Source organism: Desulfuromonas thiophila (assembly GCF_900101955.1).
Classification (GTDB): Bacteria; Desulfobacterota; Desulfuromonadia; order Desulfuromonadales; family Desulfuromonadaceae; genus Pseudodesulfuromonas; species Pseudodesulfuromonas thiophila.
Genome location: NZ_FNAQ01000020.1, coordinates 1 through 16,666, shown reverse-complemented (window position 1 = coordinate 16,666; position 16,666 = coordinate 1). Strand labels below are relative to the sequence as shown.

The 16,666-nt window shown below is 62.2% G+C and carries 16 protein-coding genes; 15 read left to right on the top strand and 1 reads right to left on the bottom strand.

The window, feature by feature from the left end; all coding sequences use genetic code 11:
• Positions 1-259 precede the first annotated feature (259 nt).
• From BLR80_RS11485 to BLR80_RS11470, 4 genes are all read left to right on the top strand, one after another.
• The gene (locus BLR80_RS11485) at positions 260-937 is read left to right on the top strand and encodes a succinate dehydrogenase cytochrome b subunit (protein WP_092080295.1); all 678 of its coding nucleotides are present in this window, start codon (positions 260-262) and stop codon (positions 935-937) included.
• Between the two features lie 11 nt (positions 938-948).
• Positions 949-2,865, top strand: coding sequence for a fumarate reductase/succinate dehydrogenase flavoprotein subunit (locus BLR80_RS11480; protein ID WP_092080293.1), 1,917 nt, complete (start codon positions 949-951; stop codon positions 2,863-2,865).
• Positions 2,865-3,605, top strand: a complete 741-nt coding sequence (locus BLR80_RS11475) for a succinate dehydrogenase/fumarate reductase iron-sulfur subunit (RefSeq protein WP_092080290.1) — start codon at positions 2,865-2,867, stop codon at positions 3,603-3,605. Before BLR80_RS11480 ends, BLR80_RS11475 begins: the two co-directional genes overlap by 1 nt.
• A gap of 163 nt (positions 3,606-3,768) precedes the next feature.
• Complete coding sequence (locus tag BLR80_RS11470; protein ID WP_092080287.1) at positions 3,769-5,415, top strand: GGDEF domain-containing protein; 1,647 nt, start codon at positions 3,769-3,771, stop codon at positions 5,413-5,415.
• On the opposite strand, the gene gluQRS is transcribed toward BLR80_RS11470, so the two are convergent.
• The gene (gluQRS, locus tag BLR80_RS11465) at positions 5,384-6,364 is read right to left on the bottom strand and encodes a tRNA glutamyl-Q(34) synthetase GluQRS (RefSeq protein ID WP_092080284.1); all 981 of its coding nucleotides are present in this window, start codon (positions 6,362-6,364) and stop codon (positions 5,384-5,386) included. The genes BLR80_RS11470 and gluQRS overlap by 32 nt on opposite strands.
• A 133-nt stretch (positions 6,365-6,497) precedes the next feature.
• On the opposite strand from gluQRS, the gene BLR80_RS11460 reads away from it, so the two are divergent.
• The 11 genes from BLR80_RS11460 to BLR80_RS11410 form a co-directional block, all read left to right on the top strand.
• Complete coding sequence (locus BLR80_RS11460; protein ID WP_092080281.1) at positions 6,498-6,992, top strand: RrF2 family transcriptional regulator; 495 nt, start codon at positions 6,498-6,500, stop codon at positions 6,990-6,992.
• Positions 6,993-7,067: 75 nt separating this feature from the next.
• Positions 7,068-7,424: an RNA polymerase-binding protein DksA gene (gene dksA, locus BLR80_RS11455; protein ID WP_092080278.1), complete on the top strand. Its 357-nt coding sequence runs from the start codon at positions 7,068-7,070 to the stop codon at positions 7,422-7,424.
• A gap of 2 nt (positions 7,425-7,426) precedes the next feature.
• Complete coding sequence (gene cmoA / locus BLR80_RS11450) at positions 7,427-8,206, top strand: carboxy-S-adenosyl-L-methionine synthase CmoA (protein WP_245691510.1); 780 nt, start codon at positions 7,427-7,429, stop codon at positions 8,204-8,206.
• Positions 8,203-9,186, top strand: a complete 984-nt coding sequence (gene cmoB, locus BLR80_RS11445) for a tRNA 5-methoxyuridine(34)/uridine 5-oxyacetic acid(34) synthase CmoB (RefSeq protein ID WP_092080275.1) — start codon at positions 8,203-8,205, stop codon at positions 9,184-9,186. The genes cmoA and cmoB overlap by 4 nt, the downstream gene beginning before the upstream one ends.
• A 25-nt stretch (positions 9,187-9,211) precedes the next feature.
• Positions 9,212-9,811: an NUDIX hydrolase gene (locus BLR80_RS11440; protein ID WP_092080272.1), complete on the top strand. Its 600-nt coding sequence runs from the start codon at positions 9,212-9,214 to the stop codon at positions 9,809-9,811.
• Between the two features lie 234 nt (positions 9,812-10,045).
• Positions 10,046-11,257, top strand: a complete 1,212-nt coding sequence (locus BLR80_RS11435; RefSeq protein WP_171906438.1) for a methyl-accepting chemotaxis protein — start codon at positions 10,046-10,048, stop codon at positions 11,255-11,257.
• A gap of 71 nt (positions 11,258-11,328) precedes the next feature.
• Complete coding sequence (locus tag BLR80_RS11430) at positions 11,329-11,694, top strand: response regulator (protein ID WP_092080266.1); 366 nt, start codon at positions 11,329-11,331, stop codon at positions 11,692-11,694.
• Between the two features lie 24 nt (positions 11,695-11,718).
• Positions 11,719-12,093 (top strand): STAS domain-containing protein, encoded by a 375-nt coding sequence (locus tag BLR80_RS11425; RefSeq protein WP_092080263.1) that lies wholly within the window; start codon positions 11,719-11,721, stop codon positions 12,091-12,093.
• Positions 12,094-12,123: 30 nt separating this feature from the next.
• Positions 12,124-14,220 (top strand): chemotaxis protein CheA, encoded by a 2,097-nt coding sequence (locus BLR80_RS11420; RefSeq protein ID WP_092080260.1) that lies wholly within the window; start codon positions 12,124-12,126, stop codon positions 14,218-14,220.
• A 64-nt stretch (positions 14,221-14,284) separates the two neighbouring features.
• Positions 14,285-14,764, top strand: coding sequence for a chemotaxis protein CheW (locus tag BLR80_RS11415; protein ID WP_092080257.1), 480 nt, complete (start codon positions 14,285-14,287; stop codon positions 14,762-14,764).
• A 51-nt stretch (positions 14,765-14,815) separates the two neighbouring features.
• The coding region (locus tag BLR80_RS11410) for a HAMP domain-containing methyl-accepting chemotaxis protein (protein WP_143012157.1) at positions 14,816-16,666 on the top strand (1,851 nt) is incomplete at its 3' end.

Here is a 16,666-nt window from a genome sequence, read left to right as displayed (position 1 = left end):
CAATTTCGTAAAACGATGTTTAGTATGGGCGCCATTATGTAATCCCGTGACATGTTGTTGTAACCGGGTTTATCGGTGTTTGAGGAGAGACGAAAAGGGGGAATGCGATGCAGAACAGATTTGTCAGTTGGAGGCCGCCGCCACGGGCCGACACCGTCCGCCATGGCCTGCGACCGGGCGGAGGGAATCGGGTCGTGAATTGCACTGGGAACCTGAACCTGCGTGTTCAGCCACTAACACTTCAAGGATAGGTAACGCTATGCAAATGCTACAGAGCTCTGTCGGAAGAAAGCTTGTGATGGCGGTGACCGGCTTTGTGCTGGTCAGTTTCGTCATTGTCCACCTGCTGGGGAACTCGTCGGTGTTCGTTGGTGCCAATGGCCTCAACGCCTATGCCGAGCACCTGCACGCTCTCGGGCCTCTGGTGTGGGTGTTCCGTCTGGTGATGCTGGCGGTGTTCGCCCTGCACATCGCCATTGGTATCCAGCTGACGCTGGAAAACCGCGCCGCCCGCCCCATCGACTACAACCAGAAGAAAAACCTGCGCACCTCCTTTGGTGCTGAGACCATGATCTTTACCGGTCTGGCGATTCTGGCTTTTGTCGTCTACCATCTGTTCCACTTCACCATGCACGTCACCAATCCCGAGATCTCGGCCAGCGCCCTGCCGGTTGACGCCCTCGGCCGCGCCGACGTGTTCAGCATGGTGGTTCTGAGCTTCCAGAAGTTCTTCATCAGCCTGGTCTATGTCGGCGCCATGGTCACGGTGCTGCTGCACCTGAGCCACGGTATCCAGAGTCTGTTCCAGACCCTGGGCTGTCTGACGGCCAACACCCTGCCGGTGATGGAAAAAATCGGCCGCGCCGCTGCGATCGTCATCTTTGTCGGCTTCATTTCCATCCCGGTGTCCATACTGCTGGGCCTGATTAAAGTTTAGGAGGGTTCATCGTGATTTTAGACGGAAAATGTCCTACCGGACCGATTGAGAAATCCTGGGATAAGCACCGCTTCGAAATGAAGCTGGTTAACCCCGCCAACAAGCGCAAGTACAAGGTCATCGTTGTCGGTACCGGCCTGGCCGGTGGTGCCGCTGCCGCCACCATGGGTGAGCTGGGTTACAATGTCGAGGCCTTCTGCTATCAGGACAGCGCCCGCCGCGCTCACAGTATCGCGGCCCAGGGCGGCATCAACGCCGCCAAGAACTACCACAACGATGGTGACAGCGTTTTCCGCCTGTTCTACGACACCATCAAGGGCGGTGACTTCCGCGCCCGCGAGGCTGACGTCTGGCGTCTGGCTCAGGTATCCAACAACATCATCGACCAATGCGTGGCTCAGGGTGTGCCCTTCGCCCGTGAGTACAGCGGTCTGCTCGCCAACCGCTCCTTCGGTGGTGCTCAGGTGTCGCGTACCTTCTATGCCCGCGGTCAGACGGGGCAGCAGCTGCTGCTCGGCGCCTATCAGGCTCTGTCGCGCCAAGTGAAGGTCGGCAGCGTCAAGCTCAAGCCGCGCACCGAAATGCTCGACCTGGTGGTGGTGGACGGTGTCGCCCGCGGCATCACCTATCGCGATCTGGTGACCGGCGAGATCAAGACCAGCTGGGCCGATGCGGTCGTGCTGGCTACCGGTGGCTACGTCAACGTGTTCTACCTGTCGACCAACGCCATGGGCTGCAGTGTTACCGCGGCCTGGAAAGCGAGCAAAAAGGGCGCCTTCATGGCCAACCCCTGCTACACTCAGATTCACCCGACCTGTATCCCGCAGAGCGGCGAGCACCAGTCGAAACTGACACTGATGTCGGAATCGCTGCGTAATGACGGCCGTTGCTGGGTGCCCAAGCGCAAGGAAGACTGCGACAAGGCTCCGGCCGACATCGCCGAAGAGGATCGTGACTACTACCTCGAGCGCAAGTACCCGTCCTTCGGCAACCTGGCACCGCGCGACATCGCTTCCCGCGCCGCCAAGGAGCAGTGTGACGATGGCCGTGGCGTTGGCCCCGGCAAGCGCGGCGTCTATCTCGACTACCAGAGCGCCATTGACCGCGTCGGCGAGGACACCATCCGCGAGCGTTACGGCAACCTGTTCGACATGTACGAGAAGATCACCGACGAGAACGCCTATAAAAAGCCGATGCGCATCTACCCGGCACCGCACTACTCCATGGGCGGTCTGTGGGTTGATTACAACTGCATGAGCAACGTTCCGGGTCTGTTCGTCCTCGGCGAGGCCAACTTCTCTGTTCACGGCGCCAACCGCCTGGGAGCTTCGGCGCTGATGCAGGGTCTGGCTGATGGCTACTTTGTCATTCCTTATACCATCGGCAACTACCTGGCCACCGTCAAGCCGGGCCAGGTGAAGGACGATCACGCCGAGTTCAAGAAATCGGTGGAAGAAGTCGAGGGCCGCATCGACAAGCTGCTGAGCGTCAACGGCAAGCGGTCGGTTAGCTCGTTCCATCGCGAACTGGGCAAGATCATGTGGAACAATGTCGGCATGGCGCGCAGCAAGGAAAGCCTGGAAGAGGCCCTCAAGGTCATTCCGGCCCTGCGCGACGAGTTCTGGCAGAATGTCAAGGTGACCGGCGGCAAGAATCAGCGCAACGGTCAGCTCGAAGATGCCGGCCGCGTGGCTGACTTCCTCGAATTCGCCGAGATGATGACCCTCGATGCCCTGCAGCGCAATGAGTCCTGCGGCGGTCACTTCCGTGTCGAGTATCAGACCGAAGACGGCGAGGCGATGCGTGACGATGAGAACTTCTGCTATGTGGCAGCCTGGGAGTTCAAGGGCGTAGGCAAGACCCCTGAACTGCACAAGGAGCCCCTGAAATTCGAAAACGTCAAACTTGCCGTAAGGAGTTACAAATAATGAATCTGACACTGTACGTATGGCGCCAAAACGGCCCTGAGGACAAGGGCAAACTGGAGCAGTACGAGGCCAAGAATGTCAGCCCCGACAGCTCCTTCCTGGAAATGCTCGATGAGGTCAACCAGGATCTGATCGAGAAGGGCATTGAGCCCATCGAGTTTGACAATGACTGCCGCGAAGGCATCTGTGGTACCTGTGGCTGCGTCGTTAACGGCATCCCCCATGGTCCGCAGGATAAGACCACGGCCTGTCAGCTGCACATGCGCCAGTTCAAGGATGGCGACAGCCTGACCCTGGAGCCCTGGCGCGCCAAGGCCTTCCCGGTGATCAAGGACCTGGCGGTGGACCGTAGCGCGCTGGATAAGATTATCCAGGCCGGTGGCTACACCTCGGCCTATACCGGCGAGGTCGGTGAAGCCAACCAGACCCTGATCGGCAAGGTTGAAGCTGATTACGCCATGGACGCGGCCGAGTGCATCGGCTGTGGTGCCTGCGTGGCGGCCTGCCCCAATGGCAGTGCCATGCTGTTCACCAGCGCCAAGGTGGCCCAGCTGGCTGTGCTGCCGCAGGGCCAGATCGAAGCCGCCGCCCGGGTTAAAAACATGACTGAAGCCATGCTCAATGCCGGCTTCGGCAACTGCACCAACCATTACGAGTGCGAAGCGGCCTGCCCCAAAGGCGTGAGCGTCAAGTTCATCGCCAAGCTCAATCGCGAGTACATCAAGGCGCTGCCCCAGTAGTCAGAGCCACTTTTAAGCCATACCCAGCGCATCCGGCTGCCAGTGCCGGATGCGCTTTTTTGTGTCGGCAGAATGAACAAAGAGCAGGAATTGCGGTGCCAAAAAACGTGGATGCTGACAGCGGACTTGTCAGCACTGCAAAAAAGGCCATAATGCCTGCATTATGACGGCGAAACTTCTGCAATACAAATTGGTCGCTTTTGTGCTGCTGTTGATGTTGCTGCTGGTTGGTGGTTTCGCCATGCTGCACCTGCGCCAGTTTGACCGCATGACCGAACTCTGGGCGCAGCAGTTGACCGAGGCCCTGCACAGCAGCTTCCGGCAGGAACTGGCTCAGACCCAGGCCCGTTATCTCTACCGCGCTCAGGGTTTCGTGCAGACCAACCGGGAGATCGTGGCGGCATTCGTCCGGCGTGATCGTGAACAGTTGGCGACCTTGCTCGAGGGCAAGCTGCGCACCCTGCAGCGTGAAGATGCCTATTTTGTCGCGCTTACCCTGCTTACTCCTGATGGTGAGGTGTTTTTCTGCAGTCGAGGCACACCACCCCCGAGCCGCAATCTGGGCCATCTGCCTTTTGTCCGGCGCGCGCTGCAGCAGCACCCGGCGCAGCCCCTGGCCAGCCTGACCCGCACCACCGCCGGACTGAGTCTGGCGGTGGGAGTACCGCTGTCAGATGGCGAACAGCTATCGGGATTGCTGTTACTACAGATCCGCCCCCAGCGGGAACTGGATCGCTTTGCCCGTCTGCACGGCATCGACAGCGCCCTCTTCATTCAATCAGACAAGCTGCCGGCCTCGCCATTGCAGCAGCAAGAACACAGCAATGGACTGGTCTGTGTCGCGGCCACAGCACAGTTTCCAGCGTCTGTGGCTCAGCGGGAGCAGTTGCTCAACGCGACACCGAACCAGCGCCTGTCGGGTGCCGATGGCGCCAGTTTCCTGCGGTTGCCGGCCTTGTCGCTCGAAGGGCCGGATGGCGCCCGTATCGGCCAGCTGGTATCACAGTGGGATGTCAGTCACCTGCGGCAGGATTTTTGCCGGTCCTTGCGACTGGCGCTGGGGTTGGGGGCGTTGGTGCTGCTGGCTGTCAGCGGCCTGCTTTACCGTGGGGTCGGTCGCCTGCTGCGCCGCCTGCAGCGCCTGCACAGCGAGCTGGAGCAACGCGTTCAGCAGCGTACCGCTGAACTACAGCAGCTCAATCGCCAGCTGGAGCATGAAATCGAGGAACGGCGCCAGGTTCAGCGGGCGCTGGAGATTCTCAGCCGCCAGGATGGTCTGACCGGGGTGGCCAACCGGCGTCATTTTGATCAGATGCTGGCGCGGGAACTGGCTGCCGCCCGGCGCAGCCAGGCACCGCTAAGCCTTTTGATGATCGATCTGGACTACTTCAAGCAATACAATGATCGCCATGGCCACCTGGCGGGCGATGTCGCCTTGAAGCAGGTCGCCACCGCCCTGCAACAGGCACTCCGGCGACCGCGTGATCTGGTAGCGCGTTTTGGCGGCGAGGAGTTTATCTGTCTGCTGCCGGAAACCCGCCTGATGGCAGCAGCACAGGTGGCTGAACGCATCCGCCAGCTGGTGCGGAGGTTGCCGGTCGGTGGGGAACCAGAGGACCCGTCTGCCGCAGCGCCGTTGCCGCAGGAGACGCATTTGACGATCAGCATCGGGGTTGCCGGTCTTAGCCCGGCTGATGCGGCAGGCGGCCAGGCGTTGATTGGCCGGGCCGACGCCGCCCTTTACCGGGCCAAGCAGGCCGGTCGCGATCGGGTGGTGATCATGCCGGGCCCTGCGCTGGAGCCCGATTGAACTCGCAGCCGTCCGGGACAGCGCAGCGCGGCTGTGGATCGACGCGGCGCAGGTCGAAGGATTGGCAGGCCCAGGTGATGATCTGCGCCGGGCTGGCCTGCGGCGGGAACTGGGGTGGCAGATTCTGACCGAGAAAGGCCAGTGCCGCCCGCAACACCGCGGCCGCCTGCTGGGGGCTGGGCCGGGCCGGCAGACAGGGGCAGTCGGCCGCGCTTTTGCTGATTTTGCGGCCATCGGCGTGCAGCGCCAGGGGCAGATGGACATAGGCCGGTTGAGGCTGGCCGAGCAGCTTCAGCAGATAGATCTGGCGCGCGGTCGACCCCAGCAGGTCACCGCCGCGCACCACCTGGGTGACGCCCTGATCGGCATCGTCCACCGGCGTGGCCAGCTGGTAGGCAAACTGGCCGTCGCGTCGCCGGATAATGAAGTCCCCCACCTCCCGCGCCAGCTGCTGGCGCTGTTCACCCTGCAGGCCATCCCGGAAACGGACCGCCAGCGGCGCCACACGCAGGCGCCAGGCCGAATCCCGCGTTCTTCGCCGCTGTTCCGGTTGGCGGCAACGGCCACTGTAGATCGGCCCATCGACTCCCGTTTCATGGCTTTCTGCCGTTATCTGCGTCCGACTGCAGCCGCACGGATAAATCCGATTCTGCCGTTGTAACCGTTCGAGAGCGGCCTGATACAGGGGCAAGCAACGGCTCTGGTAGCGAATCGGTCCGTCCCACAACAGGCCAAGGGCCTCAAGTTGATACAGGATGACACTGTCGGCGCCGGCAACCAGCCGGGCCCGATCAAGATCCTCCATGCGAACCAGCCAGCTTCCGCCGGCAGAGCGGGCCAGGCAGTAGCTGGCCAATGCCGTGACGATGGAGCCGAAATGGAGCCAGCCGGTCGGGCTGGGTGCGAAACGCCCGACGGGCAAGGTCTTTTGGTGGGCTGAACGGTTCATGGCGGCAGAGTGGAAGTTGTGGCGGCAAAAGTCAAGTAGCGGCAGATTGTGACCCTGTTGAGGTTTTTGATTGACATCTGCCGGTCGGCTCTCTATTTATTACAAATTCAGTCAGCAAAACAGGGAGCCAGACATGGTCATTACTCGCGCCACGGAATATGCTATCCGGGCCATTCTTTATATGGCGAAATTTCCACCGGGCGAGATTATCCTGAAGAAGGATATCTGCCGCACCCAGGGGGTCACCCCGGCCTTTCTGACCAAGATTTTCCAGCCTCTGGTGCGTGCCGGCATTGTCGGTTCGCAGCGCGGTGTCGGCGGTGGCTTCTATCTCAACCGTCCACCTCAGCAGATCAGTCTCTACGATATCTATCGCGAAGAGGAGGATCCGCTGCTGATCAATACCTGCCTGGGTGACAAGGGCTGCTGCGAGCGGGACGATTTCTGCCCGGTGCATCAGGCCTGGCAGCAGGTGCGGCGTGGCATGATCGAAACCCTCAAGCAGTATGATTTCGCGCGTCTGGCGCAGGAGGAACAGAGCAACCTCAATCGCCTGATGGCCGGATTGGCGGGTCAGCCCGCGGCGGCACGCCATTCCTGTCCGGTCGATGTGTCGCAAGGATCTTGACAAGCCGGCGGCGAGCGACTAGGATGAGTCGTTTTTTATTGTGAAGCGTCCGTCCAGATGCAGGGAGCCATTGCCATGGATCAGCAAAAAGCCGAAGAGTACCGCGCCATTCTGCAGAAACAGCTTGATGAGCTGCTGCGCGAGGCAGGCAAGACCGTTTCGGGCATGACCGATGAGCAGGAAAACTTCCCCGACCCCACCGACCGCGCGTCGATGGAGTCCGACCGCAATTTTGAGCTGCGCATTCGCGATCGCGAGCGCCGCCTGATCGGCAAGATTCGCGAGGCGCTCAAGCGGATCGACGATGGCACCTTCGGGATCTGTGAAAGCTGCGAGGAGGAGATTGGCGAGGCGCGGTTGCGAGCCCGGCCGGTTACCACCCTGTGCATCGATTGCAAGACCGAGCAGGAGCGCCAGGAGCGCATCGGCTAAGGGTGGCGGCGGGAGTGATTCCCGCCGTTGCTGTCTGTGAAAGCCTTGTCATGAACGCCGACGATCTCTACGCCCGTCCCCGCAGCCAAGTTACCCGTTTCTGTTTCGATGAACAGGTGGCGCGGGTATTCGATGACATGCTGCAGCGCAGCGTGCCTCTTTATGCCGAATCCCTTCGCCGCCAGGCTCAGCTGGCGGCACACTTCTATCGGCCCCACACCCGTATCTACGATCTGGGCTGCTCCCACGGTAATTTCATTGCTGCCTTCTGTGCTGAAATGGCCCAACGGCCCTTTCAGTTGCAGGCTGTAGATCCGGCCGAGGCCATGCTGCAGCGTTGCCGGCAGCGCTTGGGCGAGCTGGTGTTGGGATCGCAGCAGCAGGTGGAGCTGCTCGCCTGTCCGGCCCAACAGCTGCACTTCGCGCCGGCATCGGTGGTGGTGATCAATCTGACCCTGCAGTTTCTGCCACTGACTGAGCGCGAACCCCTGCTGCGGCGTATCTATCAGGCGCTGGTGCCTGGCGGTCTGCTGCTGCTGACGGAAAAGATCGAGCATGAGCAGGCGCCGCTGGCCGAACTGGAGCGTGACTGGTACTACCGCTTCAAGGCCGAAAACGGCTATTCGCAGCTGGAAATCAGCCAGAAGCGAGAGGCGCTGGAGCAGGTGCTGGTGCCGGAATCCTGCCAGGCGCACGAACAGCGTCTGCGTCGTTGCGGTTTCGACCAGATCGCCCTGTGGCTCAAGTGGTTCAATTTTGCCGGTTTTCTCTGCCTGAAATGAACGATCTGGCGCATCAGCTCGAAGGGTTGCTGCAGCCCTGGCAACCCTTGCCCTGGCTGGCGCCGCTGCAGCAGTGCTGTCGCCAGCGCCTGCAGCGCTGGCAGCGGGACCGCAAATGCCAGCAGTATCTTGAACTGCTGGCAAGCCTGCCGCCGGCGCCAGCTGGACTGACGTGCGATTTCACCGGCGCGGCGGTGCGTATCGGCCGGGCCGGGCAGCTCGATAGCGCCGCGATGGAGGCCCTGCAGCTGGCCCTGTTCGGTCTGCGGCCCTGGCGCAAGGGGCCCTTTGAGCTGTTTGGCCTCGCGATTGAGAGTGAGTGGGCCAGCAACCTCAAATGGGACCGTCTCAGCGCCGCCATTGCACCCTTGCAGGGGCGGCGGGTGCTTGATGTCGGCAGCAGCAACGGCTATTACCTGCTGCGCATGCAGGCGGCCTCGCCGGCGCTGGCCCTGGGCCTTGAACCCTATGCCACCTTCTTCCATCAGTTCTGCCTGTTGCAGCATTTCGCCTGCCTGCCGCGCTGCCTGAGTCTGCCCCTTAAGTTTGAAGAACTGCCCGAGATGACCGGTTTCTTTGACACCCTGTTTCACATGGGGGTGCTGTACCATCTGCGCGCACCGCTCGACAGCCTGCGCGCCCTGCGCCGCTGTCTGCGCCGCGGTGGCGAACTGGTGCTTGAAACCCTGGTTATTCCAGGGGAACAGCCGCTGACGCTGACGCCGGTCGAGCGCTATGCCAAGATGAACAATGTGTATTTTCTGCCGACGGTGACGGCCCTGCAGATCTGGCTGGAGCGCAGTGGCTTCGAGCGGGTGCGCTGTATCGATGTCAGCCGGACCACCAACGCCGAGCAGCGCCGTACGGCCTGGATTCAGACCGAGTCGCTGGAGGATTTTCTCGATCCAGCCGATCCAGACCGCACCGTCGAGGGCTACCCGGCGCCGCGCCGGGCGTTGCTGCTGGCCGAGGCCCGCTGATGGCTGCCGGATGCAAGGAGACCGCATGCTGATCCAGGATGCTATTGCCGCGGCCCTGACCGGGCGCTCGCCCCGGAATCTGCCGGCGCGCAACGGTCACAAAAGTGCTGCCGTGGCCCTGATTCTGCAGCCGACGGCCGAAGGCGGCGATGCCCTGCTTTATATTGAACGGGCCTGTCATCCGGGCGATCCCTGGTCAGGCAATCTGGGCTTTCCCGGTGGCCGGATCGATGCCGGCGACCGGGACGCCCGCGCCGCCGCCGAGCGCGAAACCCGCGAGGAGGTGGCCATCGATCTGGCTCCGGCCCGTTTTCTCGGGCAACTCGATGATGAATACGGTGTGCGCGTGCCGGTGCGGGTCAGTGCCTTTGTGTTCGGTCTGACGGGGCCGGCGACGGTGTGCTGCAACTCTGAGGCGGTACGTCATTTCTGGGTGCCTCTGACCCGTCTGTGCGATGTCGCTCATCATGGCACCCGCACCGTTGACTGGCACGGCCAGCCCCTGCAGGTGCCGGCCATTGCCATCGCTGCCGAGGCCCCGCCTCTGTGGGGCCTGACCTACCGCTTTACCCGCCAGCTGCTGCACTGGTCTTGTCGAGGACATAAAATGAATCATTTTATATAATTAAAATTTTATCCTATCGGTCACGGTTTTGTTGTTATAGTCCCGCAGAGGTGCTCTGTGGGATTTTTTTATCTGTCGGCGCTGGGAAGAGCGCGAAAGGCTGCTATAAAAAACAAACCGCCGGGTTTCAATGAGGCCGTGGCCGGGATCTGAAGATTGGTTGGATGGGCTGTCGATTTTGTTGACAGCCGGTCGCCCTTGAGGCTGACCGTTTCTGTGATGAGGGGTTCTGCCATGCTTGCTTTGTTGTCTCACCCTGTCCGTATCGGGCTGATCGCGGCCGCCCAGGCGCTGCTGCTGATCGGCCTTTTTTTTACCGCCTGTCCCTGGCCGGTGCTGCTGGCCGTGGCCCTGGTCGGCTTGGTGACCCTGCTGCTGGTGGCCCTGCCGCACCGGGAGCGGCCCACCTTGTCGGCCGGCCGGGATGATGCCGAGCTGGTTGCCCTGCTGGCGGGCACCCGCGAGCTGTTACGTCAGTTGCAGGCCGAACTGGGGCAGCAGTTTGGCGGCGCGCGGCAGGAAAACGCCCAGGTCCAGCAGATTCTGGCCGATGCCATCGACAAGCTGATTGGCAGCTTTACCGCCCTGGAACAACACAGTGCCCGCCAGAAGGAACTGGCCGGCCGGATCTGTGGCGAACAGACCGGCGCGGGCAGCCAGGCTCAGGGCTTTGCCCGTCTGCTGACCACCATCGAGTCCTCTCTGACCAAGCTGTTTGATGCCACCCGGCGCAGCAGCGACAACGCCCGCCAGCTCTCCCGCGCCATGATCCAGACCCAGCAGCAGTTCCAGCAGGTGCTCAGCATGCTGGGCGATGTGCGCAAGATTGCCGATCAGACCAATCTGCTGGCGGTCAATGCCTCGGTGGAGGCGGCGCGGGCCGGTGCCGCCGGCAGGGGTTTTGCCGTGGTGGCCGAAGAGGTGCGCAACCTGTCGATCCGTTCCAACCGTTTCAGTCAGCAGATCGATGATTCGGTGCAGGGCATTGCCGCTGCCCTCAGCGGCGTGGAAAGCGCCATTCATCAGCTGGCCGACGATTCCGAACGGCTGGTGCAGGAGGAACAGCAGCACATTGCCAGCATGATGGAACAGGCGCAGACCTTTCATGCCGAGGTCAAGCAGGCGGCCGGCGAAATCGCCACCATCTCGCAGCAGGTGTCGGGCCAGGTCGGTGTGGCCATTACCTCCATGCAGTTTCAGGACATGGCCACGCAGGTGATCCAGTCGGTCACGCGGCGGCTCGACGCCATGGACCAGCTGCTGAATGAACTGGCGGCCATCGATGGCGGTGAAGCGCCGGCGACGTCTGTTGAGCTGGACACCTACCATGCACATCTGGCCTTGCTGCGCCAGATGCTGCAGGCGGCGACGGACACCATCGCCCGCAACCATCACAATCCCGTGTCACAGAAAAGTATGGACGAAGGCGATATCGAGCTGTTCTGAGATGGCCCTGCGCCAACAGCACCGCTTGCCGCCCGTCCGCCCGAGGTTTCGATACAAAGGAGGTTCATTCCATGGCCAAAACTGTTCTTGCCGTTGATGATTCGCGTTCCATTCTGCAGATGGTGTCCATGACCCTCAAGGGGGCCGGCTACCAGGTGGTCGAAGCCGGTAACGGTCAGGAGGCGCTGGCTCAGGCCCAGAAGCAGAAATTCGATCTGGTTTTAACTGACCTTAACATGCCGGTGATGGATGGCCTGACCCTGGTGCAGAAGCTGCGGGCCGCACCGGCCTACAAGTTCACGCCGATTCTGATGCTGACCACCGAAGCCGGGGAAAGCTTTAAGGCCAAGGGCAAGGCTGCCGGTCTGACCGGCTGGCTGGTCAAGCCCTTCGATCCAGCCAAGTTGCTGGGGGTGGTCAAAAAGGTACTGGGCTAGCGGCGGTGCGACAGGAGAGACCTGATGTTCAGCTATGAAGAGCGTGTTCTTACCACGGCCGGTGGCGTGCCACAGCTGGAGCTGCATGTGAGCGGCCCGCTGGGCATCGACAGCATTACCGAACTGCGTGATCTGTTGTTGCGGGCGTTGCAGCAATATGACCGGGTGACGATGGATTGGGCGCAGGTGACGGCGGTGGATTTTGCCGTGTTGCAGCTGATGTGTGCCACCAACGATTACGTGCAGCATCATGGCAAGCAGTTCGAGCTGCGCAACCGCTTTATCGCGCCGGTTATCGATGCGGCGCAGAGTCTCGGTTTTATTCGCGAATGCGGCTGCCCCCGTGCGGTTGATCCGACCCGCTGTCTGTGGTCGCCCAACCAGCCGGCGGATGCCTGATGGCCCGTCTGACCCCGAGCGAGGTATGTCATGAGTGAGACTCCCCAGCAGGCCTTTCGCGAAGAAGCCGAGGAACTGCTTGCCAGTCTGGAATCGGCACTGCTTGAGCTGGAAGAGCGGCCGACGGATATGGACGTTGTTGGTCAGGTGTTCCGCGCCATGCACACCATCAAGGGCTCTGGCGCCATGTTCGGCTTCGACAGCATTGCCCGCTTCACCCATGAGGTCGAAACCGTTTACGATCTGGTGCGTGCCGGTCAGCTGCCGGTCAGCAAGACCCTGGTCGATCTGTCGTTGCAGGCGCGTGACCATATCGCCACCTTGCTGCAGGCCAGTTGCGAGGGTACCGCAGCCGATCTGGCCACCGGCGAAGCCCTGGTGCGCCAGTTCAAGGCGCTGATTCCCACCCGCGGTGCCCCACCGGCGGTGGCGGTGGAAAAGGCCGCCGGCTCGGCGGATGAACCGCAAAGCTACCGCATCCGCCTGACGCCCCATCCCGATATCCTGAAAAATGGCACGCGCATGAGCAGCCTGCTCGACGAACTGGCCGAGCTGGGCACCTGCCGTACCATTGCCCACAAAGCCAAGGTGCCGCCCCTCGACGTCATTGATCCCGAACAATGCTATGTGCGCTGGGACATTCTGCTGACCACCAGTGCCGGCATCGAGGCCATCCGCGATGTGTTCATCTTTGTCGAGGATGACTGCGAGTTGAAGATCAACCGCATCGACCTGGGCGAGGACAGCGAGGAAAACCAGAAACGCCTGGGCGATATCCTCATCGAGCGCGGTGAGATCAGCCAGGCCGATATTGACCGGGTGCTGGCCAAGACCAAGCGCATCGGTGAGATGCTGGTGGAGGCGCGGCTGGTCGATTCCGATGAGGTGGCCTCGGCACTGGAGGAACAGAAGCTGGTGCGCGAACTGCGCCAGCAGCGCAAGGAGCGGGAAAAACCACAGGCCGCCACCAGCCTGCGGGTGCCGGCTGAACGGCTCGACGAACTGGTCAACCTAGTGGGCGAGATGGTCACGGTTCAGTCGCGCCTGAGCCAGACGGCGGCGCGGCTGGGCGATACCGAGCTGCTGTCCATTGCCGAGGAGGTCGAGCGCCTCACCGAGGAACTGCGCGACAGCACCCTCAATATCCGCATGTTGCCCATCGGCAGCACCTTTGCCACCTTCAAACGCCTGGTGCGCGATATCGCTTCCGACCTGCGCAAGGAGGTCGAGTTCCAGACCGCCGGCGCCGAAACCGAGCTCGACAAGACCGTCATCGAGCGGCTCAACGATCCGTTGGTTCATATTATCCGCAACAGCATGGATCATGGCATCGAGCTGCCCGAGGTGCGGCAGGCCGCCGGCAAGCCGCGCCAGGGCACGGTGTTTCTCGGCGCGCAACATTCCGGTGACAGCGTCATCATCGAAATCCGCGACGACGGCAAGGGCCTCAACCCCCAGGTGCTGCGCGACAAGGGTATCGCCAGAGGTCTGATCGGTGCCGAGGAGCATCTGAGCGATCAGGAGCTGTTTCAGCTGATCTTTGCGCCGGGTTTTTCCACCGCCGCCCAGGTCACCGGCTTGTCGGGCCGGGGTGTCGGCATGGACGTGGTCAAGCGTGCCATCGAGGCCCTGCGCGGCACGGTACAGATTGACAGCACCCCCGGCGTGGGTACCCGCGTGCGCCTGCGCATTCCCCTGACCCTGGCCATCATCGAAAGCCTGCTGGTGCGGATCGGTAGCGGCAGTTTCGTGCTGCCGCTGGCGGCGGTGGAGGAATGTATCGAGCTGAGCCGCGCCGAGGTGGAGCAGGCCCATGGCCGCTGCCTGGCCAATGTGCGCGGTCATCTGATTCCCTATATTCCCTTGCGGCGCACCTTTGGCATTGCCGGCGAGCTGCCCGAGATACAGCAGATCGTCATCACCCAGATCGATGGTCAGCAGCTGGGTTTCGTGGTCGATGCCGTGGTGGGCGAACACCAGACGGTGATCAAGAGCCTGGGGCCGATGTACCGCGATGTGCGCTGTGTTTCCGGTGGCACCATCCTGGGCGACGGCAGCGTGGCGCTGATTCTCGATCTGGCCTATCTGCTGCAGCAGGCGGTACAGGAGGGCGCGCTGGCGCGCTAGCCCGGCCGCCAGCAGAGGTTCGTAAGGTTTTTCGCGGGGCCTGCCCCCGCCGACAGGAGCTGCCATGTTTCAGGAAGAATCCCTGGCCGGTCAGTATCTGACCTTTCTGCTCAACGGAGAAACCTTCGGCATCGCCATCGAACGGGTGCTGGAGGTGCTTGATTCCACCGACATCACCTGCGTGCCGCAGGCGCCGGAGTATCTGCGCGGTGTGATCAATCTGCGCGGCAGTATCGTGCCGGTGGTTGATCTGCACTGCAAGTTCGGCCTGCCACCATCGCAACGCACCCTGGCCAGCTGCATCATCATCGTCGAGGTCAATCTCGACGGCGAAAGCACCAGCCTGGGGGCGCTGGCCGATTCGGTGCAGGAGGTGATCGATCTGGAAGAAAGCCAGATCGAAGCGGCGCCGCGCATGGGTACCCGCCTCAACAGCGACTATCTGCGCGGCATGGGCAAGCAGGGCGAGCGGTTTATTACTCTGCTGAACATCGACAGCATCTTTGTTCAGGAACCGGCGGGCGGCGAACGCCAGGCCAGCTGACGGCCGTTTTCGGCCTCGTTCCCTTTTATTTTATTCATTGCGGAGGAGCACATGTTCAAGAATCTGAAATTGGGGGCCAAGATCGGCGGGGGCTTCGCCCTGTTGCTGGCCATCGCCATGATCCTGGGCGGACTGGCGGTATGGAACATGTCCAGGGTGAACGAACAGTCGACCATTCTGGCGCAGGAATATGTGCCCGAGGTGCAGGTGGCGAACGATGTCGAACGCAGCGCCCTGGCGACCATGTACGCCCTGCGCGGCTATGGCTACACCGCCGAGGAGCGCTTTCTGACAGCCGGCCGCACGGCCATGGCCGAGGTTAATGACAACCTCAAGCGGGCTGAAGCCCTGGCCGAGCGGGCGCCGCACCTGACCCAGCTTAAAGACAGCATCAGTGCCATCCAGCAGCAGGTCAACCGCTATGGTGAACAGATTGAGGAGACGGTAAGGCTCAATGCGGCGCTGGATAGCTATCGGCAGGAACTGGATGAGGCGGCGGCTGGCTACATGACCAATGCACAGGACTATCTTGATGCCATGGAGGAGACCTTCCAGCTGGAGCTGACCGCCGGCCGTGGCGCCACTCAGTTGCAGGACAGGGTGGAAAAAATGGTCCAAGCTAGCACTCTGATCGATCTGGGCAACCGGGTGCGGTTGCTGGCCTGGCGTGCCCAGGCGCTGCGCTCGCCGGCGGTACTGCGCGAGACCGAGAAGGTGTTTCCTGAGATCGAGAAATTCATCAACGAACTGCTGGGTCAGACCGCACAACAGAAAAACAAGGATCAGTTGGAAGCTATTCGCAGAGGCGCTCAGGACTATCAATCCAACCTGGAGGCCTTTCTGGCGACCTGGCTGAAGAACGAGGAACTGGCTAATGCACGGGCGGCCGTGGGCGGCGAGGTGACCCGTCTGGCCGAGGAACTGGCCAAGACCGGCGTCGGCCAGACCGAGGAGATCGCCACCGGCGCGGTGACCGCCCTGGGGCGCGCGTCGACCATCATGCTGGTGGGGCTGGCGGTGGCGCTGCTGCTGGGCATCGTTGTTGCCGTACTCATCACCCGCGCCATTACCGGGCCGGTGCTGCAGGGGGTGGATTTCGCCCGCGCCCTGGCCGAGGGTGACCTGACCCGCAAGCTGGCCATCGAGCAGCGCGACGAGGTCGGTCAGCTGGCCGCCGCCCTCAATAACATGGTCGAGCAGCTGCAGCAGGTGGTGGCCGACGTGCGCAGCGCCAGCGACAACGTGGCCGCCGGCAGTCAGCAGTTGTCGGCCAGCAGTGAGGAGATGAGCCAAGGCGCCACCGAACAGGCGGCCGCCGCCGAAGAGGCGTCCAGCTCCATGGAGCAGATGGCCGCCAACATCCGCCAGAATGCCGACAACGCCCTGCAGACGGAAAAGATCGCCATCAAGAGCGCCGAAGATGCCCGCAACGGCGGCGCGGCCGTGGCCCAGACCGTCCAGGCGATGAAGAACATCGCCGAGAAGATCAGCATCATCGAAGAGATCGCTCGCCAGACCAACCTGCTGGCGCTCAACGCCGCCATCGAAGCCGCCCGCGCCGGCGAACACGGCAAGGGCTTTGCCGTGGTGGCCTCCGAGGTGCGCAAACTGGCCGAGCGCAGCCAGAGCGCCGCCGCCGAGATCAGCGATCTGTCCTCCAGCAGTGTCGAGGTGGCCGAAAAGGCCGGCGCCATGCTCAGCCAGATGGTACCCGACATCCAGCGCACCGCCGAGCTGGTGCAGGAAATCGCCGCCGCCAGCAAGGAACAGGATACCGGCGCCGAACAGGTCAACAAGGCCATTCAGCAGCTTGACCAGGTGATCCAGCAGAACGCCAGCGCCTCGGAGGAGATGGCCTCCACCAGCGAGGAGCTCTCCAGTCAGGCCGAGCAGCTGCAGGAC

Excerpts from the sequence above, each read along its gene's own strand:
- BLR80_RS11485 (WP_092080295.1), top strand. The coding sequence starts at position 260 with ATGCAAATGCTACAGAGCTCTGTCGGAAGAAAGCTTGTGATGGCGGTG.
- BLR80_RS11475 (WP_092080290.1), top strand. The coding sequence starts at position 2,865 with ATGAATCTGACACTGTACGTATGGCGCCAAAACGGCCCTGAGGACAAG.
- BLR80_RS11470 (WP_092080287.1), top strand. The coding sequence starts at position 3,769 with ATGACGGCGAAACTTCTGCAATACAAATTGGTCGCTTTTGTGCTGCTG.
- gluQRS (WP_092080284.1), bottom strand. The coding sequence starts at position 6,364 with ATGAACCGTTCAGCCCACCAAAAGACCTTGCCCGTCGGGCGTTTCGCA.
- BLR80_RS11460 (WP_092080281.1), top strand. The coding sequence starts at position 6,498 with ATGGTCATTACTCGCGCCACGGAATATGCTATCCGGGCCATTCTTTAT.
- dksA (WP_092080278.1), top strand. The coding sequence starts at position 7,068 with ATGGATCAGCAAAAAGCCGAAGAGTACCGCGCCATTCTGCAGAAACAG.
- cmoB (WP_092080275.1), top strand. The coding sequence starts at position 8,203 with ATGAACGATCTGGCGCATCAGCTCGAAGGGTTGCTGCAGCCCTGGCAA.
- BLR80_RS11440 (WP_092080272.1), top strand. The coding sequence starts at position 9,212 with ATGCTGATCCAGGATGCTATTGCCGCGGCCCTGACCGGGCGCTCGCCC.
- BLR80_RS11435 (WP_171906438.1), top strand. The coding sequence starts at position 10,046 with ATGCTTGCTTTGTTGTCTCACCCTGTCCGTATCGGGCTGATCGCGGCC.
- BLR80_RS11430 (WP_092080266.1), top strand. The coding sequence starts at position 11,329 with ATGGCCAAAACTGTTCTTGCCGTTGATGATTCGCGTTCCATTCTGCAG.
- BLR80_RS11425 (WP_092080263.1), top strand. The coding sequence starts at position 11,719 with ATGTTCAGCTATGAAGAGCGTGTTCTTACCACGGCCGGTGGCGTGCCA.
- BLR80_RS11420 (WP_092080260.1), top strand. The coding sequence starts at position 12,124 with ATGAGTGAGACTCCCCAGCAGGCCTTTCGCGAAGAAGCCGAGGAACTG.
- BLR80_RS11415 (WP_092080257.1), top strand. The coding sequence starts at position 14,285 with ATGTTTCAGGAAGAATCCCTGGCCGGTCAGTATCTGACCTTTCTGCTC.